This is a genomic window from Hallella seregens ATCC 51272, from assembly GCF_000518545.1.
Taxonomy (GTDB): Bacteria; Bacteroidota; Bacteroidia; order Bacteroidales; family Bacteroidaceae; genus Prevotella; species Prevotella seregens.
Window position 1 is genome coordinate 40,322 of record NZ_KI912451.1, and the last position, 15,990, is coordinate 56,311.

11 protein-coding genes and 1 tRNA gene are annotated in these 15,990 nt (G+C 62.2%); 4 read left to right on the forward strand and 8 right to left on the reverse strand.

From position 1 onward, the window contains the following. Positions 1-4 precede the first annotated feature (4 nt). From L888_RS0111320 to L888_RS0111340, 5 genes are all read right to left on the reverse strand, one after another. Positions 5-2,221 carry a hypothetical protein gene (locus L888_RS0111320; RefSeq protein ID WP_027952968.1) on the reverse strand — a complete coding sequence of 739 codons (2,217 nt, stop codon included), beginning with the start codon at positions 2,219-2,221 and terminating at the stop codon, positions 5-7. 212 nt (positions 2,222-2,433) lie between these two features. Then, positions 2,434-5,034 carry a chitobiase/beta-hexosaminidase C-terminal domain-containing protein gene (locus tag L888_RS0111325; RefSeq protein ID WP_245594876.1) on the reverse strand — a complete coding sequence of 867 codons (2,601 nt, stop codon included), beginning with the start codon at positions 5,032-5,034 and terminating at the stop codon, positions 2,434-2,436. 430 nt (positions 5,035-5,464) lie between these two features. Continuing rightward, a complete protein-coding gene (locus L888_RS0111330; RefSeq protein ID WP_005845427.1) occupies positions 5,465-6,088 on the reverse strand; it encodes an RNA methyltransferase in 624 nt (207 codons plus the stop codon). Positions 6,089-6,094: 6 nt separating this feature from the next. Continuing rightward, a complete protein-coding gene (locus tag L888_RS0111335) occupies positions 6,095-6,580 on the reverse strand; it encodes a SufE family protein (RefSeq protein WP_005845429.1) in 486 nt (161 codons plus the stop codon). Between the two features lie 105 nt (positions 6,581-6,685). Then, a complete protein-coding gene (locus L888_RS0111340; RefSeq protein WP_005845431.1) occupies positions 6,686-7,945 on the reverse strand; it encodes a peptidase U32 family protein in 1,260 nt (419 codons plus the stop codon). A gap of 68 nt (positions 7,946-8,013) precedes the next feature. On the opposite strand from L888_RS0111340, the gene L888_RS0111345 reads away from it, so the two are divergent. From L888_RS0111345 to L888_RS0111360, 4 genes are all read left to right on the forward strand, one after another. Then, positions 8,014-9,144 (forward strand): C1 family peptidase, encoded by a 1,131-nt coding sequence (locus L888_RS0111345; protein ID WP_027952971.1) that lies wholly within the window; start codon positions 8,014-8,016, stop codon positions 9,142-9,144. A 48-nt stretch (positions 9,145-9,192) separates the two neighbouring features. Then, complete coding sequence (trpS, locus tag L888_RS0111350) at positions 9,193-10,284, forward strand: tryptophan--tRNA ligase (protein WP_027952972.1); 1,092 nt, start codon at positions 9,193-9,195, stop codon at positions 10,282-10,284. 331 nt (positions 10,285-10,615) lie between these two features. Continuing rightward, a tRNA-Arg gene (locus tag L888_RS0111355) sits at positions 10,616-10,687 on the forward strand. A gap of 201 nt (positions 10,688-10,888) precedes the next feature. Next, the gene (locus tag L888_RS0111360) at positions 10,889-11,686 is read left to right on the forward strand and encodes an ADP-ribosylglycohydrolase family protein (RefSeq protein WP_027952973.1); all 798 of its coding nucleotides are present in this window, start codon (positions 10,889-10,891) and stop codon (positions 11,684-11,686) included. Between the two features lie 217 nt (positions 11,687-11,903). Here the strand turns inward: L888_RS0111360 and L888_RS0111365 are convergent, their stop codons facing one another. The 3 genes from L888_RS0111365 to ychF form a co-directional block, all read right to left on the reverse strand. Then, positions 11,904-13,415 carry an acetyl-CoA hydrolase/transferase C-terminal domain-containing protein gene (locus L888_RS0111365; protein ID WP_027952974.1) on the reverse strand — a complete coding sequence of 504 codons (1,512 nt, stop codon included), beginning with the start codon at positions 13,413-13,415 and terminating at the stop codon, positions 11,904-11,906. Positions 13,416-13,755: 340 nt separating this feature from the next. Beyond that, complete coding sequence (lgt, locus tag L888_RS0111370; RefSeq protein ID WP_027952975.1) at positions 13,756-14,604, reverse strand: prolipoprotein diacylglyceryl transferase; 849 nt, start codon at positions 14,602-14,604, stop codon at positions 13,756-13,758. A 190-nt stretch (positions 14,605-14,794) separates the two neighbouring features. Further along, positions 14,795-15,898, reverse strand: a complete 1,104-nt coding sequence (ychF, locus tag L888_RS0111375) for a redox-regulated ATPase YchF (RefSeq protein ID WP_005845443.1) — start codon at positions 15,896-15,898, stop codon at positions 14,795-14,797. Between the last annotated feature and the right edge of the window lie 92 nt (positions 15,899-15,990).

Genomic DNA, 15,990 nt, shown 5'->3' on the forward strand with positions numbered 1-15,990 from the left:
AGGTTTATCGCAGCACTGTGACGCGCCCCCGGTGGATGTAGATGCCGTGGGCGGGACGGCTCACGCGGAGGCCTTGCAGCGTGTACCAAGCATTGTCTTGCGGTGTTTTCGCACTGTTGGTGCGAGGTGTGAGCACTTGAGTGGGGGTGACGAGTCCGTTGCTGACGGGCTGAAAGGTGAATATCATGTCGGCGCGCACCACCGTGCCGCTGCCCCAGAGCCACTGCGAGGCCGAGCGGCCACGCACTTGAAAGCCTTGGTTGTCGGGCGAATTGATGCGGAAGAAGGCCAGCGGCTCCTTGCGGCCCGACTGTGCCGGCTGGTAGTTGCCCACGAAAGTGATGTTGTAGGAGGCGGCCAACGTGCTGTCGAGCGTGATGTATTCGTCGGTCATGACGGGGGCCAGGCAGAGGTTACGGCTGTAGGTACGGATGCTGTAGCGCGTGGGATCGGCGGCGTCTTGCGTGATGGACCAGAGCAGGGCGGGGTCTTGCCAGTCGAAGTTGGTGGTGGCGTTCAGGGTGGTGTGGCCGTTGTGGCTGCCCGCAGTGAGGTATTGCGCGGGGCCGTTGATGTTGGCCCCGCTGTTGAAGTAGCGGCTGGCATAGCAGATGATGCGGTAGAGCCTGCCCTCGGCGGGGCGCAGCACCTCTGTGTCGGCCGGCGTTCCGCCGCCGGGAAGCATGCCCTCCGGCTCGTTGATGGAGACGACGGCGGAATAGGCGGAACGGTTCCGGCCGTCGGTTGTGCGCAGTCGAAAGCTGTACATCTTGTCGGGGTCGAGGCCCGTGACCGTGCGGAAAGTGGAGCGGGCGGGCAGAGAATCGATTTGAACAAAGGGGCCGCCGTCGGTGCTCATTTCCAGTAGAACGGCCGTGGCGCGGTCGTCGGCGTTGGTCCAGCTCACGGCCGCCGTGGTGGCATCGCCGCCCAGCCGGGTCACCTTCACGTCCATGGGGTAGGCGAGCGCCGAGGTTGTGGCCGTCAGCGAATGGGCATAATGCTCTATCCAGAGGTAGCCGTCGGGCGCGTCGGCCACGGCGTCGGCCGCATCGTCGGGGTTGAGCCCGTGGGCTTTCTCCCAGTCGTCGGGTATGCCGTCGCGGTCGGTGTCGACGGGTGCCTGTCCTCCATTGAGCGTGCCGATGCCGCCCACGTCCTCCTCGGAGTCGATGATGCGGCCCTCGGTGCCCAGACTTTTCAGCTGGTTGACGAGGCGCAGGTCGTGTGTGTCGCGGACGCGGCTGCAGCCGGCTTGGGCCAGCACCGCGGCGTAGGCGGCCTCGGGCGTCTCCACCGTCACGGGAACGGCGGGACTGTGACGGGGCGAATCCATGTCGGTGCAGCCGGTATTGGTGTAGGGCGTGCCGTTGAGCTGGCCGTCGCGGTCGGCATCCATCAGGTTGCCGCGCTGGTAAAGGTGGTCGGTGGCCGTCCACTGGCTGTAGCTGCTGCCGCCCTGCGGCCCGGCAATGAAGTAGTTGTTGACGAGGTCCTGGTAGTTGTCGGCTGCCGAGTGGCCGCCCACCACGCCGTTTCCGCCGTTGTAGACCACGGAGTTCACCATCTGGGCGTAGCACTTCATCTTGGGATTGCGGCTCTTGTTGTTGGCCCAAAGGCAGTGGCTGATGGTCCAGTTGCGCGTGCCGTCGGTGATGGCCCCGAAGCGTTGCGGGTCTATTCCCTCGGCGATGATGCAGTTTTGCCAGGTGATGTTGTTGGCATTCTTGATGTGAACATTGTCCCATCGGCCCCACGAAATGGAGCAATGGTCGAGGATTACGTTCTCCGCACCGTCCATGGTGAGCGTGCAGCCGGAGCGTGCCATACGGATGGAGCCGCGCATGCGGACGTATTGGAAGATGACGTTGGAGCAGTTGCGGATGAGCACGCGGTTGCCGTAGATGGTGATGCCGTCGCCCGGAGCGGTCTGTCCGAGCACGGTGATGTTGCTGTGCCGGTCGATGGAGACCATCTGGCTGGGCGACAGGCGGATGATGCCGCCCACGTCGAACACCACGATGCGGTTGCTGCCGTTGAGGGCTTCGGCCAGCGAACCGGGGCCTGTGGCATTGAGGTTGGTCACGTGCACCACGGTGCGGCTGGCGCGTCCGCCGGTGGCCAGGGCGCCGAAGCCCTCAGCGCCGGGAAAGGCCGGCAGCTGTGCGGCGGCGGGTGCAGAGAGCAGAAAGGGAAAGAGGAGGGAGTAAAGATGGTTCATGAGTGGTTGGGAGGGGATGAGAGGTTATAGGAAGGGATGGGAGATGATAAGAGGAGATAGGAGGTAATAGGGGAGGATGAGGGATATTATAGGGGAGGATGAGGGATATTATAGGGGAGGATGAGGGATATTATGGGGGAGGATGAGGGTGCGCGGAGGCGGACTTGGAGAAGACGAGAGGGGGAGAAGATGGCTCTTCTCCCCCTGCTCGGTTATCGCTTCACGACCTTGCGGGTGGTGCCGTCGCTCATGCGCACGATGTTGATGCCGCGCTGCAGGGCGGGCAGGCGCACGCCGTTGAGGTTGTAGACGGCGCGCACGGTGGCGCGGGCGTCGGGTGCGGGCAGCACGTCGATGCCGGTGAGGTAGGCCTCACGCAGCTCGGCCTCGCGCTGTTTGGACTTCTCGCCGTTGGCCATCACGTAGATGTCGTAGACCTGACAGCCGGAGTTGCCCGAGAGCTGGCGCAGCCGCACGTACACCTCGTCGGTGCCGCGGTAGCCCACGGTGACCTTTTTCCACAGCCGTTGGGGCTGGGCAACGACCACGGTGTCGCCCGTGAGCGTCCATGTCTGGCCGTCGGCCGAGGTCTCGAAGCCCATGCGCTGCACGTTGCCCGTGCTGTTGGCGTTGCCCAGGAAGGCCACGAGGTCGAACGGCCCCCGGAAAGTGCGGGTGCTCTGGATGCGTGCATTGTACTCGCCGGAGACGAATTTGTAGAACTGCACGTCGTTCTTGGTGCACAGTGTGTCGAGGTCTGCGGCCGACAGGGGATTGTAGCCGTTGGGGTCGCCCACGCTCTTGCCCGGGGCAATGTTCTGCCAAACCATCGACTGCCCCTGCGAGGCGAGGAACCACTCCACGCCCGTGAGGTCGGCAGGGAACGTTTCGGGCTTGCGGTCGGGATAGACGGGGCTCTCAATGCCGTCGTCATCGGTCTTGGTTCCGATGGGTTCGGCCGACGTGTCGGCCTGGCTCACGGCCCCGGTGCCCCAGGAGAACATGCCCTTGCCGTTGGTTCCACCATAGACGGCACTGGCGTCGAAGTGGCTGGCAATGTCGATGTAGACCTTGTCGTTCTGCACAAAAATCTCTTTCGTGACGAGCTCGGAGGGCACGTAGTCGGGGCTCGTGGCAAAGACCGTGAGCACGGCATGGTCGTTGATGACAAAGGGGCCGGCATACTTCTGCGACTGCACGGTGTCGGCCGAAGCCCCCATGTTGTACCAGATCTGCGTGCCCTCGGTGGCGCAGCTCAGGGTGATGGTGGCGGCATCGTCGGCCTGGCTCACGCTGATGACGGGGCGTTCGGCCTGGTTGTACATGCGTATGAGCGTGTCGGCCACGAGGCTGGGTTCATAGCCCTGTCCCTGGGCGACGGCGCGCACGGTGCATGCTTGTGTGAGCGTGAAGGGACCGTCGTAGCGCGTGCCGGTGCCGATGGCGGGCTCGCTGCCGTCGGTGGTGTAGTAGATTTGGGCGTAGGGCTCGGCCGTGCCGATGGTCACCGTGGCCTGCTGCTGGGCGTAGTGCACGCTGAAAGCGGGCAGCGTCGTGGCGGTGATGGCGGCCTTCGAGGCCGTGAGCATGCTGATGGCGTTGTCCAGCAACGCTCCGGCGTTGTAGCCCGAGGCCAGCACTTCGGCCGAGAGGGGCAGGTAGAGGTAGCCGTTGTGGCTGATGTTGTGCTGGTGAATGGCCACCACGTCGGGCTGTCCGAGCACCGTGGCCAGCGTGTCGTCGCCGGCATAGTAGGCCCCGAGACGCACGCCCGTGATGGGAGCTTCGGTGGAGAAAGCCAGGGCTTTCTCGTTTTCGCCGAGGCCGGCATCGGAGCCGTCGATGAGGTCGAGCCCGTTGAACAGCGGCAGCCCCGGCTTGCCGGTGACACCGGCCACCTGCTCGGTGGGCACGGCCTCGCCGTAGCCCCAGGCGTTGTAGAGACGGGCGTTGAGGTTGAGGGTGGGCACAAAGGGCTGCACCTCCTTGAGCAGGCCCACGTTGGCATTGTCGGCCGGGATGGTGGAGCTGAGCACATTCAGGTCGAAGCCCTGCAGCTGCTCACGCGTGAGCGTGGTGGAGGCGTCGAGCGGGGTCACCAGCAGCTCGTCGTCGGCCGAGAGCAGGGCATAGGCCAGGTCGGCCGAGAGCTCGCCGGAATAGACATATCCCACCTTTTCTTTCGAGTCGTTGGGGTCGTCGCCCTGCCCGATGACGATGGAATAGATGTGGAAACCGCTGGTGGCCTGGATGGTATAGTCGGCGTCGCTGCCGCTGTTGTTCACCACGACGGCCGTGTCGCGCGTCTTGGTGGTCCACTGCTTCTTGCCGCCGTCTGCGGCATCCACGAAGCCGTCGGTGATGCTTTTGAAGCCGCGGGCCTCGTTGGCCTTGTGGGTCTCGTAGTCGATGGTGATCTTCTCGCCGGCCGGCACCTTGGGAATGACCAGCTGGTCCTGTGCTTTCTTGCCGTTGAGCCAGATGCAGCACTGGCCTTCGGCGTTGGAGTAGATGTTGAGATGGGCGGCCCCCGTGGCGTTGAAGACGAGTCCCTCGGTCTCGTGAATGGTCACGGCGTTGCCGTTCACGGTGGCCGTCAGCGGCCCGGCCTTGCGGGCTTTCGATTCAAAATACACGGGGTTCTTCTCGGTTTTCTTGTCCACCCAGTTCGTTCCTGCTGCGGCATCCTGCTGCAGATAGTACATGGAAGTGGCGCTGAAACCCTTAGTCAGGTCCCAGGTTTTTCGGGTCTGTGCGGTGGCGTTGGCGGCCAGCGACAGGCATACTGCTGTGATTGTAAACAGTTTCTTCATAGGCATGTTATTATTAAGAGGTAAATATTGATGGTGCTTGATGTGAGCGGTCGGGCCGCGACGATGTGGGTCGGGCCGTTGGTGCCGTAGATTAGTTTGCGTGACAAAGGTAGGTCAAAATGTTGGAACGGGGGCCATGGAGCGTAGAGTTTAACGTTTTTTACCAGGTCTGATCCGGTTGGTACGGTATTGGCGTGGGGTGATGGCGGCGGGATATGGAAACGGCCACGGCGTGGGGACAAAACAACCACGCCGTAAACGCATCGCGATAACGGCGTGGACGCAAGACGAAAACACCGTAATCGCATCGCGAAAACGGCGCGGACGCGGGGTGAAAACGGCGTGGTGGTGAAACGAATGCCGGCGGGAGCCGGAATAAAGGTGGATTGAAGCCAAAACGAAGGTGGCCCTGAGCTTTGGCGGTGGCCCCTTATGGCTGGGGCGTGTCCTTGTCCAAAAGCAGATGGCGGGCAAACTCCCAGACCACGATGCCGGCCGTGACGCTGACGTTGAGCGAGTGTTTGGTGCCAAACTGGGGTATCTCCAGGCAGCCGTCGCACAGGTCGACCACGCTCTGGTGCACGCCCTTCACCTCGTTGCCGAAGACCACAGCCTGCCCCCGCACCCCCGCAAAGGACGGACTTTGGGCTTCTTCCTGCCCGCATGTTCCCTCAAGGGACGAGGAAGATTGCGCGCGAAGTGACTCGCCGAGCTGCTGGAGCTTGGTGGAACCCTCCACCTGCTCAATGCTGTAGACGTGGTATCCGCGCCGGTGCAACTCGTGCACGGCATCGTCGGCATGGGCGAAATAACGCCATGCCACGGAGTCTTCGCCGCCCAGGGCCGTCTTGTGAATCTCGGCATGGGGCGGACAGGCGGTGATGCCGCACAGGTAAACAGCCTCGACCCGAAAGGCATCGCACGAGCGGAACACGCTGCCCACGTTGTAAAGGCTGCGCACGTCGTCGAGCACGACGACGAGCGGCAGCTTCGGCGCCTCGCGGAACTGTTCGAGCGAGAGCCGCCGCATCTCGATGGTCTTGAGCTTGCGCATGGCGTGTCAGGGCTGCATGCTGAAAGCAAGAGCGTAGGCCTTGACCTTCTTGACCATGGCCAGCAGCCCGTTGCTGCGGGTGGGGGAGAGGTGCTCGCGCAGTCCGATGCGCTCGATGAAGTAGAGGTCGGCATCGAGAATCTCCTGCGGCGTGTGGCCGCTGATGACCCGAATGAGCAGGGCAATGATGCCCTTGACGATGAGTGCGTCGCTGTCGGCGGCGAAAACAAGCCGGCCGTCCACGTGGTCGCACTGCAGCCACACGCGGCTCTGGCAGCCGTCAATGAGGTTTTGCTCGGTCTTGTAGCGGTCGTCGAGGGGTGCCAGGTCGTTGCCCAGGTCGATGAGCATCTGGTATTTGTCCATCCAGTCGTCGAAATCGGCGAATTGTTCGATCACCTCGTCCTGGAGTTGGTTGATGGATTGCACGCTGCTTGCGGTTTCTCCGGTGGGAGCGGGGCATGCGTGCTGTGGGTTGTTGTCGGTATTCATGTTGCGTATGTCGTTTGTTTTGTGGCATGTTCACGGCCACACACCGGGTGTGGCCCTGCATATGGGGTGGGTGTTCGATGGAAAACAGGCGGTCGTCCTCCCCTCCTACGGGAGGGGTCGGGAGAGGCTCTCAATCTTGAAGAACTTGTCACCCTCCCTCACCTTGCGCGGCACGGGGATGGAGACGTGGCAGCCCTGCTCGGCGCGCGGCGTAGGTTGCAGCTCGTAGCGTATCTCGGTGGCGTCGAGATAGAGGGCGCCGGTGGTGTTGCCCGTGATGAGCAGACGGTCGCCCACGGCAAAGGGCGCCGCCTCGACGGCGATTTCTGCCACGCCCAGACGCGAGAAATACTTGGTCACCTTGCCCACGAGCACCTTGCGCTCGGTGGCCATCGAGCCGTAGCCCTTGTTCCATTCGCCCAGGGTCTGGCCCTGGTAGTAGCCGTCCCAGAAGCCGCGGTTGAAGACGGTGGCCAGCCGGCGGTCCCATTCGTCCTTGCGCGCTTCGGTGAATGTGCCGTCGAGCACGGCCCCGACGGCCTCCTTGTAGCACTGCACCACGGTGTGTACGTACTCCGGCCCGCGGGCGCGCCCCTCGATTTTGAACACCCGCACGCCGGCCTTCATCATGCGGTCGATGAAGCGTACGGTCTTCAGGTCCTTGGGACTCATGATGTATTTGTTGTCTATCTCCAGCTGGTTGCCCGTCTCGTTGTCGGTCACGGTGTAGGAGCGGCGGCATATCTGCACGCACTGGCCGCGGTTGGCAGAGCGGTTTGCGTCGTGCAGACTCATGTAGCACTTGCCCGAGACGGCCATGCACAGCGCGCCGTGACAGAACATTTCGATGCGCACGGGCTGTCCCAGGGGGCCGCAGATGTGCTGGTTGGCAATCTCTTGGTGGATGTGTGCCACCTGCTCCAGGTTGAGTTCGCGGGCCAGTACGGCCACGTCGGCAAACCGGGCATAGAACTTCAGGGCCTCGATGTTGCTGATGTTGAGCTGCGTGGAGAGGTGCACCTCCACGCCGGTCTGCCGGCAATAGGCCATCACGGCCACGTCGGAGGCGATGACTGCCGTGATGCCGGCGGCGCGTGCAGCGTCGATGATTTCGCGCATGGCCGTGAGGTCGGCATCGTAGATAACGGTGTTCACCGTGAGATAAGTCTTGATGCCGTGGCTGTTGCAGGTGTCGGCAATCTCGTGCAGGTCGTTGATGTCGAAGTGATTGGCGCTGTGCGACCGCATGTTGAGGCGGCCGATGCCGAAGTAAACGGAGTCGGCCCCGGCCTGAATGGCGGCCGCAAGCGACTCGCGGGAGCCCACGGGGGCCATGATTTCAAAGTCGGTGGGTTGCAAATTCATGGGTGCAAAGGTAGCAAAAAAGGCAGGAAGGTGAAGCCGAAAACGGCTTTTTTCGTAACTTTGCAGGTATGAAGCATCTGCAAATCACTGCCCGCGCGACCGTGGTGGCCACCGTTCTGGCCCTCGTGGCCGGCTGCTCGCGCCCGGCGGGAAAGGGCGGCCGCGAGAGCTCGGCCGTGGACGGGATGAGGAACGAGGCCGTGGTGCGCACCACGCCGGTGAAGAATCAGGGCCGCAGCCCCCTGTGTTGGCTCTATGCCATGCTGGCCACCATCGAGTCGGAACACCTCATGGCGGGCGACTCCGTGAACCTCTCGACCGACTATTTGGCGCGGCAGCTGCTCGCCGACCAGGCCCGTACCTACTTCTTCACCCGGCGCACGGCCGACGTGTCGCTGCGCGGCATGGCGTCGATGGCCCTGCAATTGCTGCAACGCTACGGGGCCGAGGACCATGATGCCTACGGCAACCGCCAGCCCGTGAACTACGACGTGCTGGCCCGCAAGGTGCGGCAGGTGGCGCGTGGGGCGGGCTCAGTGGCCCGGCTCGACGGGCGGCTGGAGAGCCTGCTCGACCGCGAGACGGGCTATGTGCCCCGCGCAGTGTTCATGTTTGGGGCCGAATACACGCCCCACGAGTTTGCCCACAGCGTGTGCCTGCCCGGCGAATACCTGTCCGTGACCAGCTTCACGCACCATCCTTTCGGCCGCGCCTTTGTGCTGGAAGTGCCCGACAACCAGCTGCGCGACAGCTTCCTGAACGTGCCGCTCGGCGTGATGATGCGCCATGTGGAGCGTGCCCTGCGCGCCGGTCATCCCGTATGCTGGGAGGGCGACGTGAGCGAGCCCGGCTTTTGCTTTGCCGACGGCATCGCCACGATGCCCCGCCGGGTGGACGGCGCCTCGGCGCAGGCCCTGCGGCAACGCGACTTCGAGGCCCGCCGCACCACCGACGACCACTGCATGGAACTCTGCGGACTGGCCCGCGACAGCCGGGGGCGGCGGTACTATCTGGCCAAGAACTCCTGGGGAACGGGCAACGCCCTGGGCGGCTACATGTACCTGAGCGAGGACTATGTGCGGCTCAAGACGGTGGCTGTGTACATGAGCCGCAGGGCGTGGGGCTGGGGCAACAGGCCCGTGCCGCGGCCGGCGGCACGCGATTTTTCGGGCCCCGAGCCGGCCCCTTTGAAGAAATAATGCTACCTTTGCACGGCAAACGGAACAAACAGAACGTAAAACAGTATAATGGGAAAGATTATCTTGACAGGTGACCGCCCTACGGGCAAGCTCCATCTGGGACACTATGTAGGCAGTCTGCGCCGTCGCGTGCAGCTGCAAAACGAGGGCGACTACGAGCGTATGTTCGTCTTTATGGCCGACGTACAGGCCTTGACCGACAACGCCGACAACCCCGAGAAGATTCGCCAGAACATTGTCGAGGTGGCGCTCGACTATCTTTCGGCCGGCCTCGACCCCGGGAAGTGCACGCTTTATATCCAGAGCTGCATACCCGAGCTGGCCGAACTCACCACCTATCTGATGAACATCGTGAGCGTGAGCCGCGTGCAACGCAACCCCACGGTGAAGACCGAGGTGAAGATGCGCGGCTTCGAGAGCTCGTCGGTGCCCCTCGGTTTCTTCTGCTACCCCGTGTCGCAGGCCGCCGACATCGCGGCCTTCAAGGCTACAACTATCCCTGTCGGCGAGGACCAGGAGCCGATGATTGAGCTCACGCGCGAGCTGGTGAACCGGTTTAACCAGACTTACGGGCCCGTGCTTGTGGAGCCCAGCATCATGCTGCCCGAGAACGCCACGGCCCGACGGCTGCCCGGAACCGACGGCAAGGAGAAGATGTCGAAGAGCCTCGGCAACTGCATCTACCTCTCAGACGACAAGGATACCGTGTGGGCCAAGGTGAAAAGCATGTACACCGACCCCACGCACCTCAACGTGTCAGACCCCGGACACGTGGAGGGCAACGCCGTGTTCACCTATCTCGACGCTTTCTCCACCGACCAGGACTTCGCTGATTTCTGGCCCGAATTCCGCAATCTGGACGAGCTCAAGGCCGCCTACACGGCCGGAGGCATCGGCGACATGAAGTGCAAGAAGCTGTTGAACAGCGTCATCGACCGCATGCTCGACCCCATTCGCCGCCGCCGCCGGGAGTACGAACAGGACATTCCGGAGATATTCAACATCCTGAAGCGGGGCTCCGATGCCGCCCGCGAGGCGGCCGCCCAGACCATGGACGAGGTGCGTCGGGCCATGCGCATCAACTATTTTGACGATGCCGCGCTCATCCGGGAACAGACCGAGAAGTTCAGAAAAACCTGATTCGGCACGAAAGAAAGCCTGACTCGGCACGAAGGAAAGCCTGACCCGGCACGAAGCCTATCCTTTGCAGCCTGGCCCTGTCCGCCCTCTTCTTGGGTGCACGGAGCCAGGCTTTTCCAACACTGACGAGTAGCCCGCCCGTCGTGCACCGTCCCTGCACAAGTCCAACAGACAGCGGGGAAACTGCCATCACGGCGTGACAGTTTTTCGGTCGTTTTCTTGTGATTTCGAGAAAAATGCCTTATCTTTGCACGGCAGACGCGTCGTTGCAGCCCCTCGAACGGATGCAGCCAGCCCCTTGGACGGACACAGACGACGCGATGAAGCACGGGCTCTGATAGTTCAATGGATAGAACGGAGGTTTCCTAAACCTTTGATCCGGGTTCGATTCCCGGTCGGAGTACAAGGTCCAACGCCTACAGCTCCCTTGTTGCGGCGGGCAAACAGGGCCTTTTTGGATTATCAGACTGCTTATGAAGCCCGGCAAGACCATCACACTACTCCTTTTTCTGTTCATGCTCACGGGATGAACGCCGGTGCACGGCGGCTCTGTCGCAGCACTGTTACCCTAAGTTTATGACCCATTAGCCAATACTCATCTATCATGTTTGGAGCAATTATCGGAGACATCATCGGTTCGCGTTTCGAGTTTGACGAGACGCCGGAGAGCCAGTTCGACCTGTTTATGGACAAGCCGCGGTGCAACTACACCGACGACACCGTGATGACCGTGGCCGTGGCCGACGCTATACTGAACGGCCGCGACTACCGCACGGCCCTGCACGACTGGGGCAACCGCTACCCTCAACCCAAAGGCGGCTACGGCGACATGTTCGGAGAGTGGCTGCGTGCGGCCGACCCCGCGCCGCACAACTCGTGGGGAAACGGGGCGGCCATGCGCGTGTCGGCCGTGGGCTGGCTGTTCGACGACTACGACGAGGTGCTGCGCCAGGCCCGTCTCTGCACCATTTGCAGCCATCTGCACAAGGAGGCCGTCAGGGGGGCACAGTGCGTCGCCACGCTCGTCTACTGGTTGCGCACGTGCCGCATGACCAAGGAAGAGATTGAAGGTGCCGTCAAACGTAATTTTGGCTACGAGCTGCCGCGGCTGCGCGACATCTACAAGATAGGGGCAGAAGGCCACTTCGACGCCTCGTGTCAGGAGACAGTGCCGTGGGCCATCCGCTGTTTTCTGGAGAGTGAGAACTTTGAAGACGCCATCCGCAAGGCGGTGATGGCACGCGGCGACGCCGACACCAAGGCGGCTATCTGCGGTGCACTGGCCGAGGCTTTCTACGACATTCCCGAGCAATTCTACGAAAAGGCGTGCTCATATCTGGAGCCCGACATGCTCGACGTGGTGCAACAGTACTGTAACAGGGTGCAGGAGGGGCTCGGCTAAGAGCCCTTCCTCACGCTGTTTCCTGCTCTGCGGCTCCTCGTCTCCCGCCCGCCGCTCCTCACGCAGAGCCGCGGAGAGAGGGAGTTTTTCAGTTTTTCTTCTGTTTAAACAGCTCTGCGGCTCCGCGTGAAACCGAAATTGAGGCTCACGCAGAGCCGCAGCGTTGGTGGAGGGGCTGGCCAAAAGCGCAGCGTGAGAGGCGCAGGGGCCGGAACTCCTATTTGAGATATTCGGCGAAATTGGTGAGTCGCATGTCTCCTTTACGCAAGAAAGTGTCGTGGAAAGCCAGGGCGGCTGTCATGCTCTGCGGCTCGTGGCCCACGGGAGCCACGTGCTGCAGGTAGTCGCGCAGCAGCGGACGGTAGTCCGGATGGGCGCAGTGCTCGATGATTTCGTGGGCGCGTCGCACGGGGCCCTTGCCGCGCAGGTCGGCCACGCCCTGCTCGGTCACGATGACATCCACGTCGTGCTCGGTGGAGTCCACGTGGCAGCACATGGGCACGATGGCCGAAATCTTGCCGCCTTTGGCCACGGACGGCGTGGTGAAGACGCTGATATAGCCGTTGCGCTCGTAGTCGCACGAGCCGCCGATGCCGTTCATCAGGGCCGAGCCGCACACGTGGCTGGAGTTCTCGTTGCCGTAGATGTCGCACTCGAGAGCCGTGTTCAGGGCGATGACACCCAGTCGGCGGATGACCTCCGGCGAGTTGGCCACCTCGCATTGGCGGATGGTGAGGTGCTGCGACAGGTAGTCCATGTTGTCGTAAACGCGCTGCAGACACTCGTTGGTCACGGTCATGGCGGTGGCCGAAGCGTCGATAATCTTGCCCTTGAGCATCCAGTCTATGGCTGCGTCCTGCACCACTTCGCTGTACACATTGAACCTTGGAATGCCCGGATGCGTACCCAGCGCGGCCAGCACGGCATTGCCCGTGGCGCCCACTCCGCTCTGTATGGGCAGGAACTGGGGCGGTATGCGGCCGGCCTTGAGGTCGGCCACGAGGAACTCGGCCAGGTTGTTTCCGATGGCGGCGGTGAACTCGTCGACGGCCTTGAAGGCGCGCGCCTCCTCGGGAATGCAGCATTCCACCACGCCCACAATCTTCTTCGGGTCGATGCTGATGTAGTTTTCGCCCAGACGGTCGTAGGGCCGGATGACGTTCATCGGGCCCCGCCCCGAGCCGTTGTCGCCTGGCTCGTAGGTGTCGTGGAGCAGTCGGGCGTTGGGGTTGTGAAAGGTGTTGAGCTCCAGGATGACGCGCTTGGCCAGGCGGGCAGCCGTGGTGGCGATGCCACCGGCCGTGGTGAGGTAGGCGCGGCACTCGTCGGTGCCCTCGTCGATGCCGCTCACTTCGAGGATGGCCCAGTCGAACTCGCCGTAGAATCCGTGGCGCATGCGCTCGCTCATGTGGCCCAGGTGCATGTCCTCGTAGTCCACTTCGCCCAGGTTGGTGTGGGTGCGGAAGTCCTTGTTGGTGGAGAACGGTGCGCGGAAAGCGATGGCGTGGGCATTGGCCATGTCGCCCTCGACGCTCTGGCACGACGAGGCACCGGTGTAGATGCCCACGGCAAAGGGCCGTCCCGACTCGTGCTCGCGGACGGCACGGCGGGATAGTTCGCGGAATACGGCCTTGGGATTGCCGTTGGGGGTGAAGCCGCTTAGGGCCAGTTTGTCCTGATCGTGGATGAGGGATGCCGCCTCGGCGGGTGTCATTCTGGTGTAGGTCATATCTGTTTGATCTTGGGTCATGCGTTGGTTTCAACGGACAAAGATACACAATTTACGAGAAAGGCCGCTTGATTGCGGCCTTTCTTTTTGGGGTTTTTCAAATAAATGTGGATCTGTGGGGCCGTAGGCGACAGAGAGTCGTGCCGGTGGTGGCCTGATGGCGGGGCGGCAGCCTCGCCGTGACGGCCCCGTCATGGCCCTGCGACGACGCCGTAAACGCCGCGCGATTACGGCGTAGCGGCAGCGCGATTACGACGCAACGGCCCTGCGATTGCGGCGTGATGATGGGGCGACGGCGCGCCGGTGGCGGTGGCGAGGGCCCGTGATGCGCCGCCGGCGGCTACTTGGCCCCGAGCTTTCGCATGCCTTTACGGCCGAACATGCAGTAGAGGCCGATGGCGATGAACGGGATGGAGAGTAGCTGGCCCATGTCGAGCGGCATGCCCGACTCGAAGTCTACCTGGATGTCCTTGGTGTATTCGATGAAGAAGCGGGCGGTGAACACCAGCGTGATGCAGAGCCCGAAGAAGTAGCCCGTGCCCACACGGTCGCGCCGGCGACGGTAAACGGCGTAGATGGCGAAGAAGAAGAGGGCGTAGGCCAGGGCCTCGTAGAGCTGGCCGGGATGGCGCGGATGGGAGTCCACGCGCTCGAAGATGAAGGCCCAGGGCACGTCGGTCACCTTGCCGATAATCTCTGAATTCATGAGGTTGCCCAGCCGGATGAAAGTGGCCGTGATGCAGGAACAGACGCCCATATTGTCGAGCACCGTCCACACGGGCACCTTGACGTTGCGGCTGTAGAGCAGAATGGCCAGTATCATACCGATAACTCCGCCGTGCGAGGCGAGGCCCTCGAAGCCCACATACCTCCAAGAGCCGTCGGGCATGTGGTGGATGGGCAGCAGCATCTCCACGAAGTGGGTCCACGAGGAGAGGAAATAGTCGGGCTGGTAGAACAGGCAGTGGCCTAGCCGCGCACCGATGAGCACGCTCAAAAAGATGTAGACAAAGAGGGGGTCGAGCTTCTCGTCGGCGATGCTCTGCTCCTTGTAGAGCCGGCGCATGAGCAGATAGCCCAGCAGCAGACCCACAAGCCAGCACATGGAATACCAGCGTATGCCGAAGCTGCCAAGGTGGAATATCACCTCGCTGGGGTTCCAGACAATGTATAACAATTCAAAATTCATCATTCAAAATTCAAAATTAACCTGAACGTTAGCAATTCAAAATTCATCATTCAAAATTCAAAATGAAGCTGCAAGCCCCGTTGTTTTGTGATCGTTGGCAATTCAAAATTGAGCATTCAGCATTCAAAATTGGTGAGCAGTCCCGGTATTTCGTTGCCCTTTCCTTGGGGAGGGAGGCGGGGGAGACTACCTACACGTTGAACCTGAAGTGCATGATGTCGCCGTCCTGCACCACATATTCCTTGCCCTCGATGCCGAGCTTGCCGGCCTCGCGCACGGCACTCTCGGAGCCGTATTGCAGGTAATCCTCGTATTTGATGACCTCGGCGCGGATGAATCCTTTCTCGAAGTCGGTGTGGATGACGCCGGCACACTGCGGTGCTTTCCAGCCCTTGTGGAAGGTCCAGGCCTTCACCTCCATCTCGCCGGCCGTGATAAAGGTCTGCAGGTTGAGCAGGTGGTAGGCCTTTTTGATGAGGCGGTTCACGCCGCTCTCCTCCAGTCCCAGCTCGTCGAGGAAGAGCTGCTTGTCCTCGTAGCTGTCGAGCGAGGCAATGTCTTCCTCGGTCTTGGCGGCGATGACCATGGCCTCGGCCCCCTCCCGGGCGGCCATCTCCTCAATCTGGCGGCTGTAGGCGTTGCCCTCCCGGGCGGCCGTCTCGTCCACGTTGCACACGTAGAGCACGGGTTTGGTGGTGAGCAGGAAGAGGTCGCGGGCGGCCTGCTGCTCCTCCTTGCTGTCGAAGGCGACGCTGCGGGCGTTCTGTCCCTGGGCCAGCGCGGCCTTGTAGGCCTTGAGCACGCCCACGAGCACCTTGGCATCCTTGTTGCCCGTGGCGGCGATTTTCTCCTGCTTGGGCAGCTGCGACTCCACGGTCTCGAGGTCCTTGAGCTGGAGCTCGGTGTCGATGATTTCCTTGTCGGCAATGGGATCTACGGCCATACCGCCCTCGCGCACCACGTTGTCGTCGTCGAAGCAGCGGATGACGTGGATGATGGCGTCGCACTCACGGATGTTGCCCAGGAACTTGTTGCCCAGCCCCTCGCCCTTGGAGGCGCCTCGCACCAGCCCAGCAATGTCGACAATCTCGCAGGTGGCGGGCACGATGCGGCCCGGATGCACAATCTCGGCCAGGCGCGCAAGCCGCTCGTCGGGCACGGTGATGACCCCCAGGTTGGGCTCTATCGTACAAAAAGGAAAGTTGGCTGCCTGTGCCTTGGCACTGGACAGGCAGTTGAACAAGGTGGACTTGCCTACGTTGGGCAGGCCCACAATACCACATTTTAATGCCATATCTGTTGATAAACGTTTATATTCCAGTGTGCAAAGGTACGAAAAAGGCGGGACAAACCCTTAGGTTTGCGGGGGAAACGCAGCGAAAGACG

Coding starts and splice junctions, on each gene's coding strand:
- L888_RS0111320 (WP_027952968.1), bottom strand. CDS start 2,221: ATGAACCATCTTTACTCCCTCCTCTTTCCCTTTCTGCTCTCTGCACCC.
- L888_RS0111325 (WP_245594876.1), bottom strand. CDS start 5,034: ATGAAGAAACTGTTTACAATCACAGCAGTATGCCTGTCGCTGGCCGCC.
- L888_RS0111330 (WP_005845427.1), bottom strand. CDS start 6,088: ATGCGCAAGCTCAAGACCATCGAGATGCGGCGGCTCTCGCTCGAACAG.
- L888_RS0111335 (WP_005845429.1), bottom strand. CDS start 6,580: ATGAATACCGACAACAACCCACAGCACGCATGCCCCGCTCCCACCGGA.
- L888_RS0111340 (WP_005845431.1), bottom strand. CDS start 7,945: ATGAATTTGCAACCCACCGACTTTGAAATCATGGCCCCCGTGGGCTCC.
- L888_RS0111345 (WP_027952971.1), top strand. CDS start 8,014: ATGAAGCATCTGCAAATCACTGCCCGCGCGACCGTGGTGGCCACCGTT.
- trpS (WP_027952972.1), top strand. CDS start 9,193: ATGGGAAAGATTATCTTGACAGGTGACCGCCCTACGGGCAAGCTCCAT.
- L888_RS0111360 (WP_027952973.1), top strand. CDS start 10,889: ATGTTTGGAGCAATTATCGGAGACATCATCGGTTCGCGTTTCGAGTTT.
- L888_RS0111365 (WP_027952974.1), bottom strand. CDS start 13,415: ATGACCTACACCAGAATGACACCCGCCGAGGCGGCATCCCTCATCCAC.
- lgt (WP_027952975.1), bottom strand. CDS start 14,604: ATGAATTTTGAATTGTTATACATTGTCTGGAACCCCAGCGAGGTGATA.
- ychF (WP_005845443.1), bottom strand. CDS start 15,898: ATGGCATTAAAATGTGGTATTGTGGGCCTGCCCAACGTAGGCAAGTCC.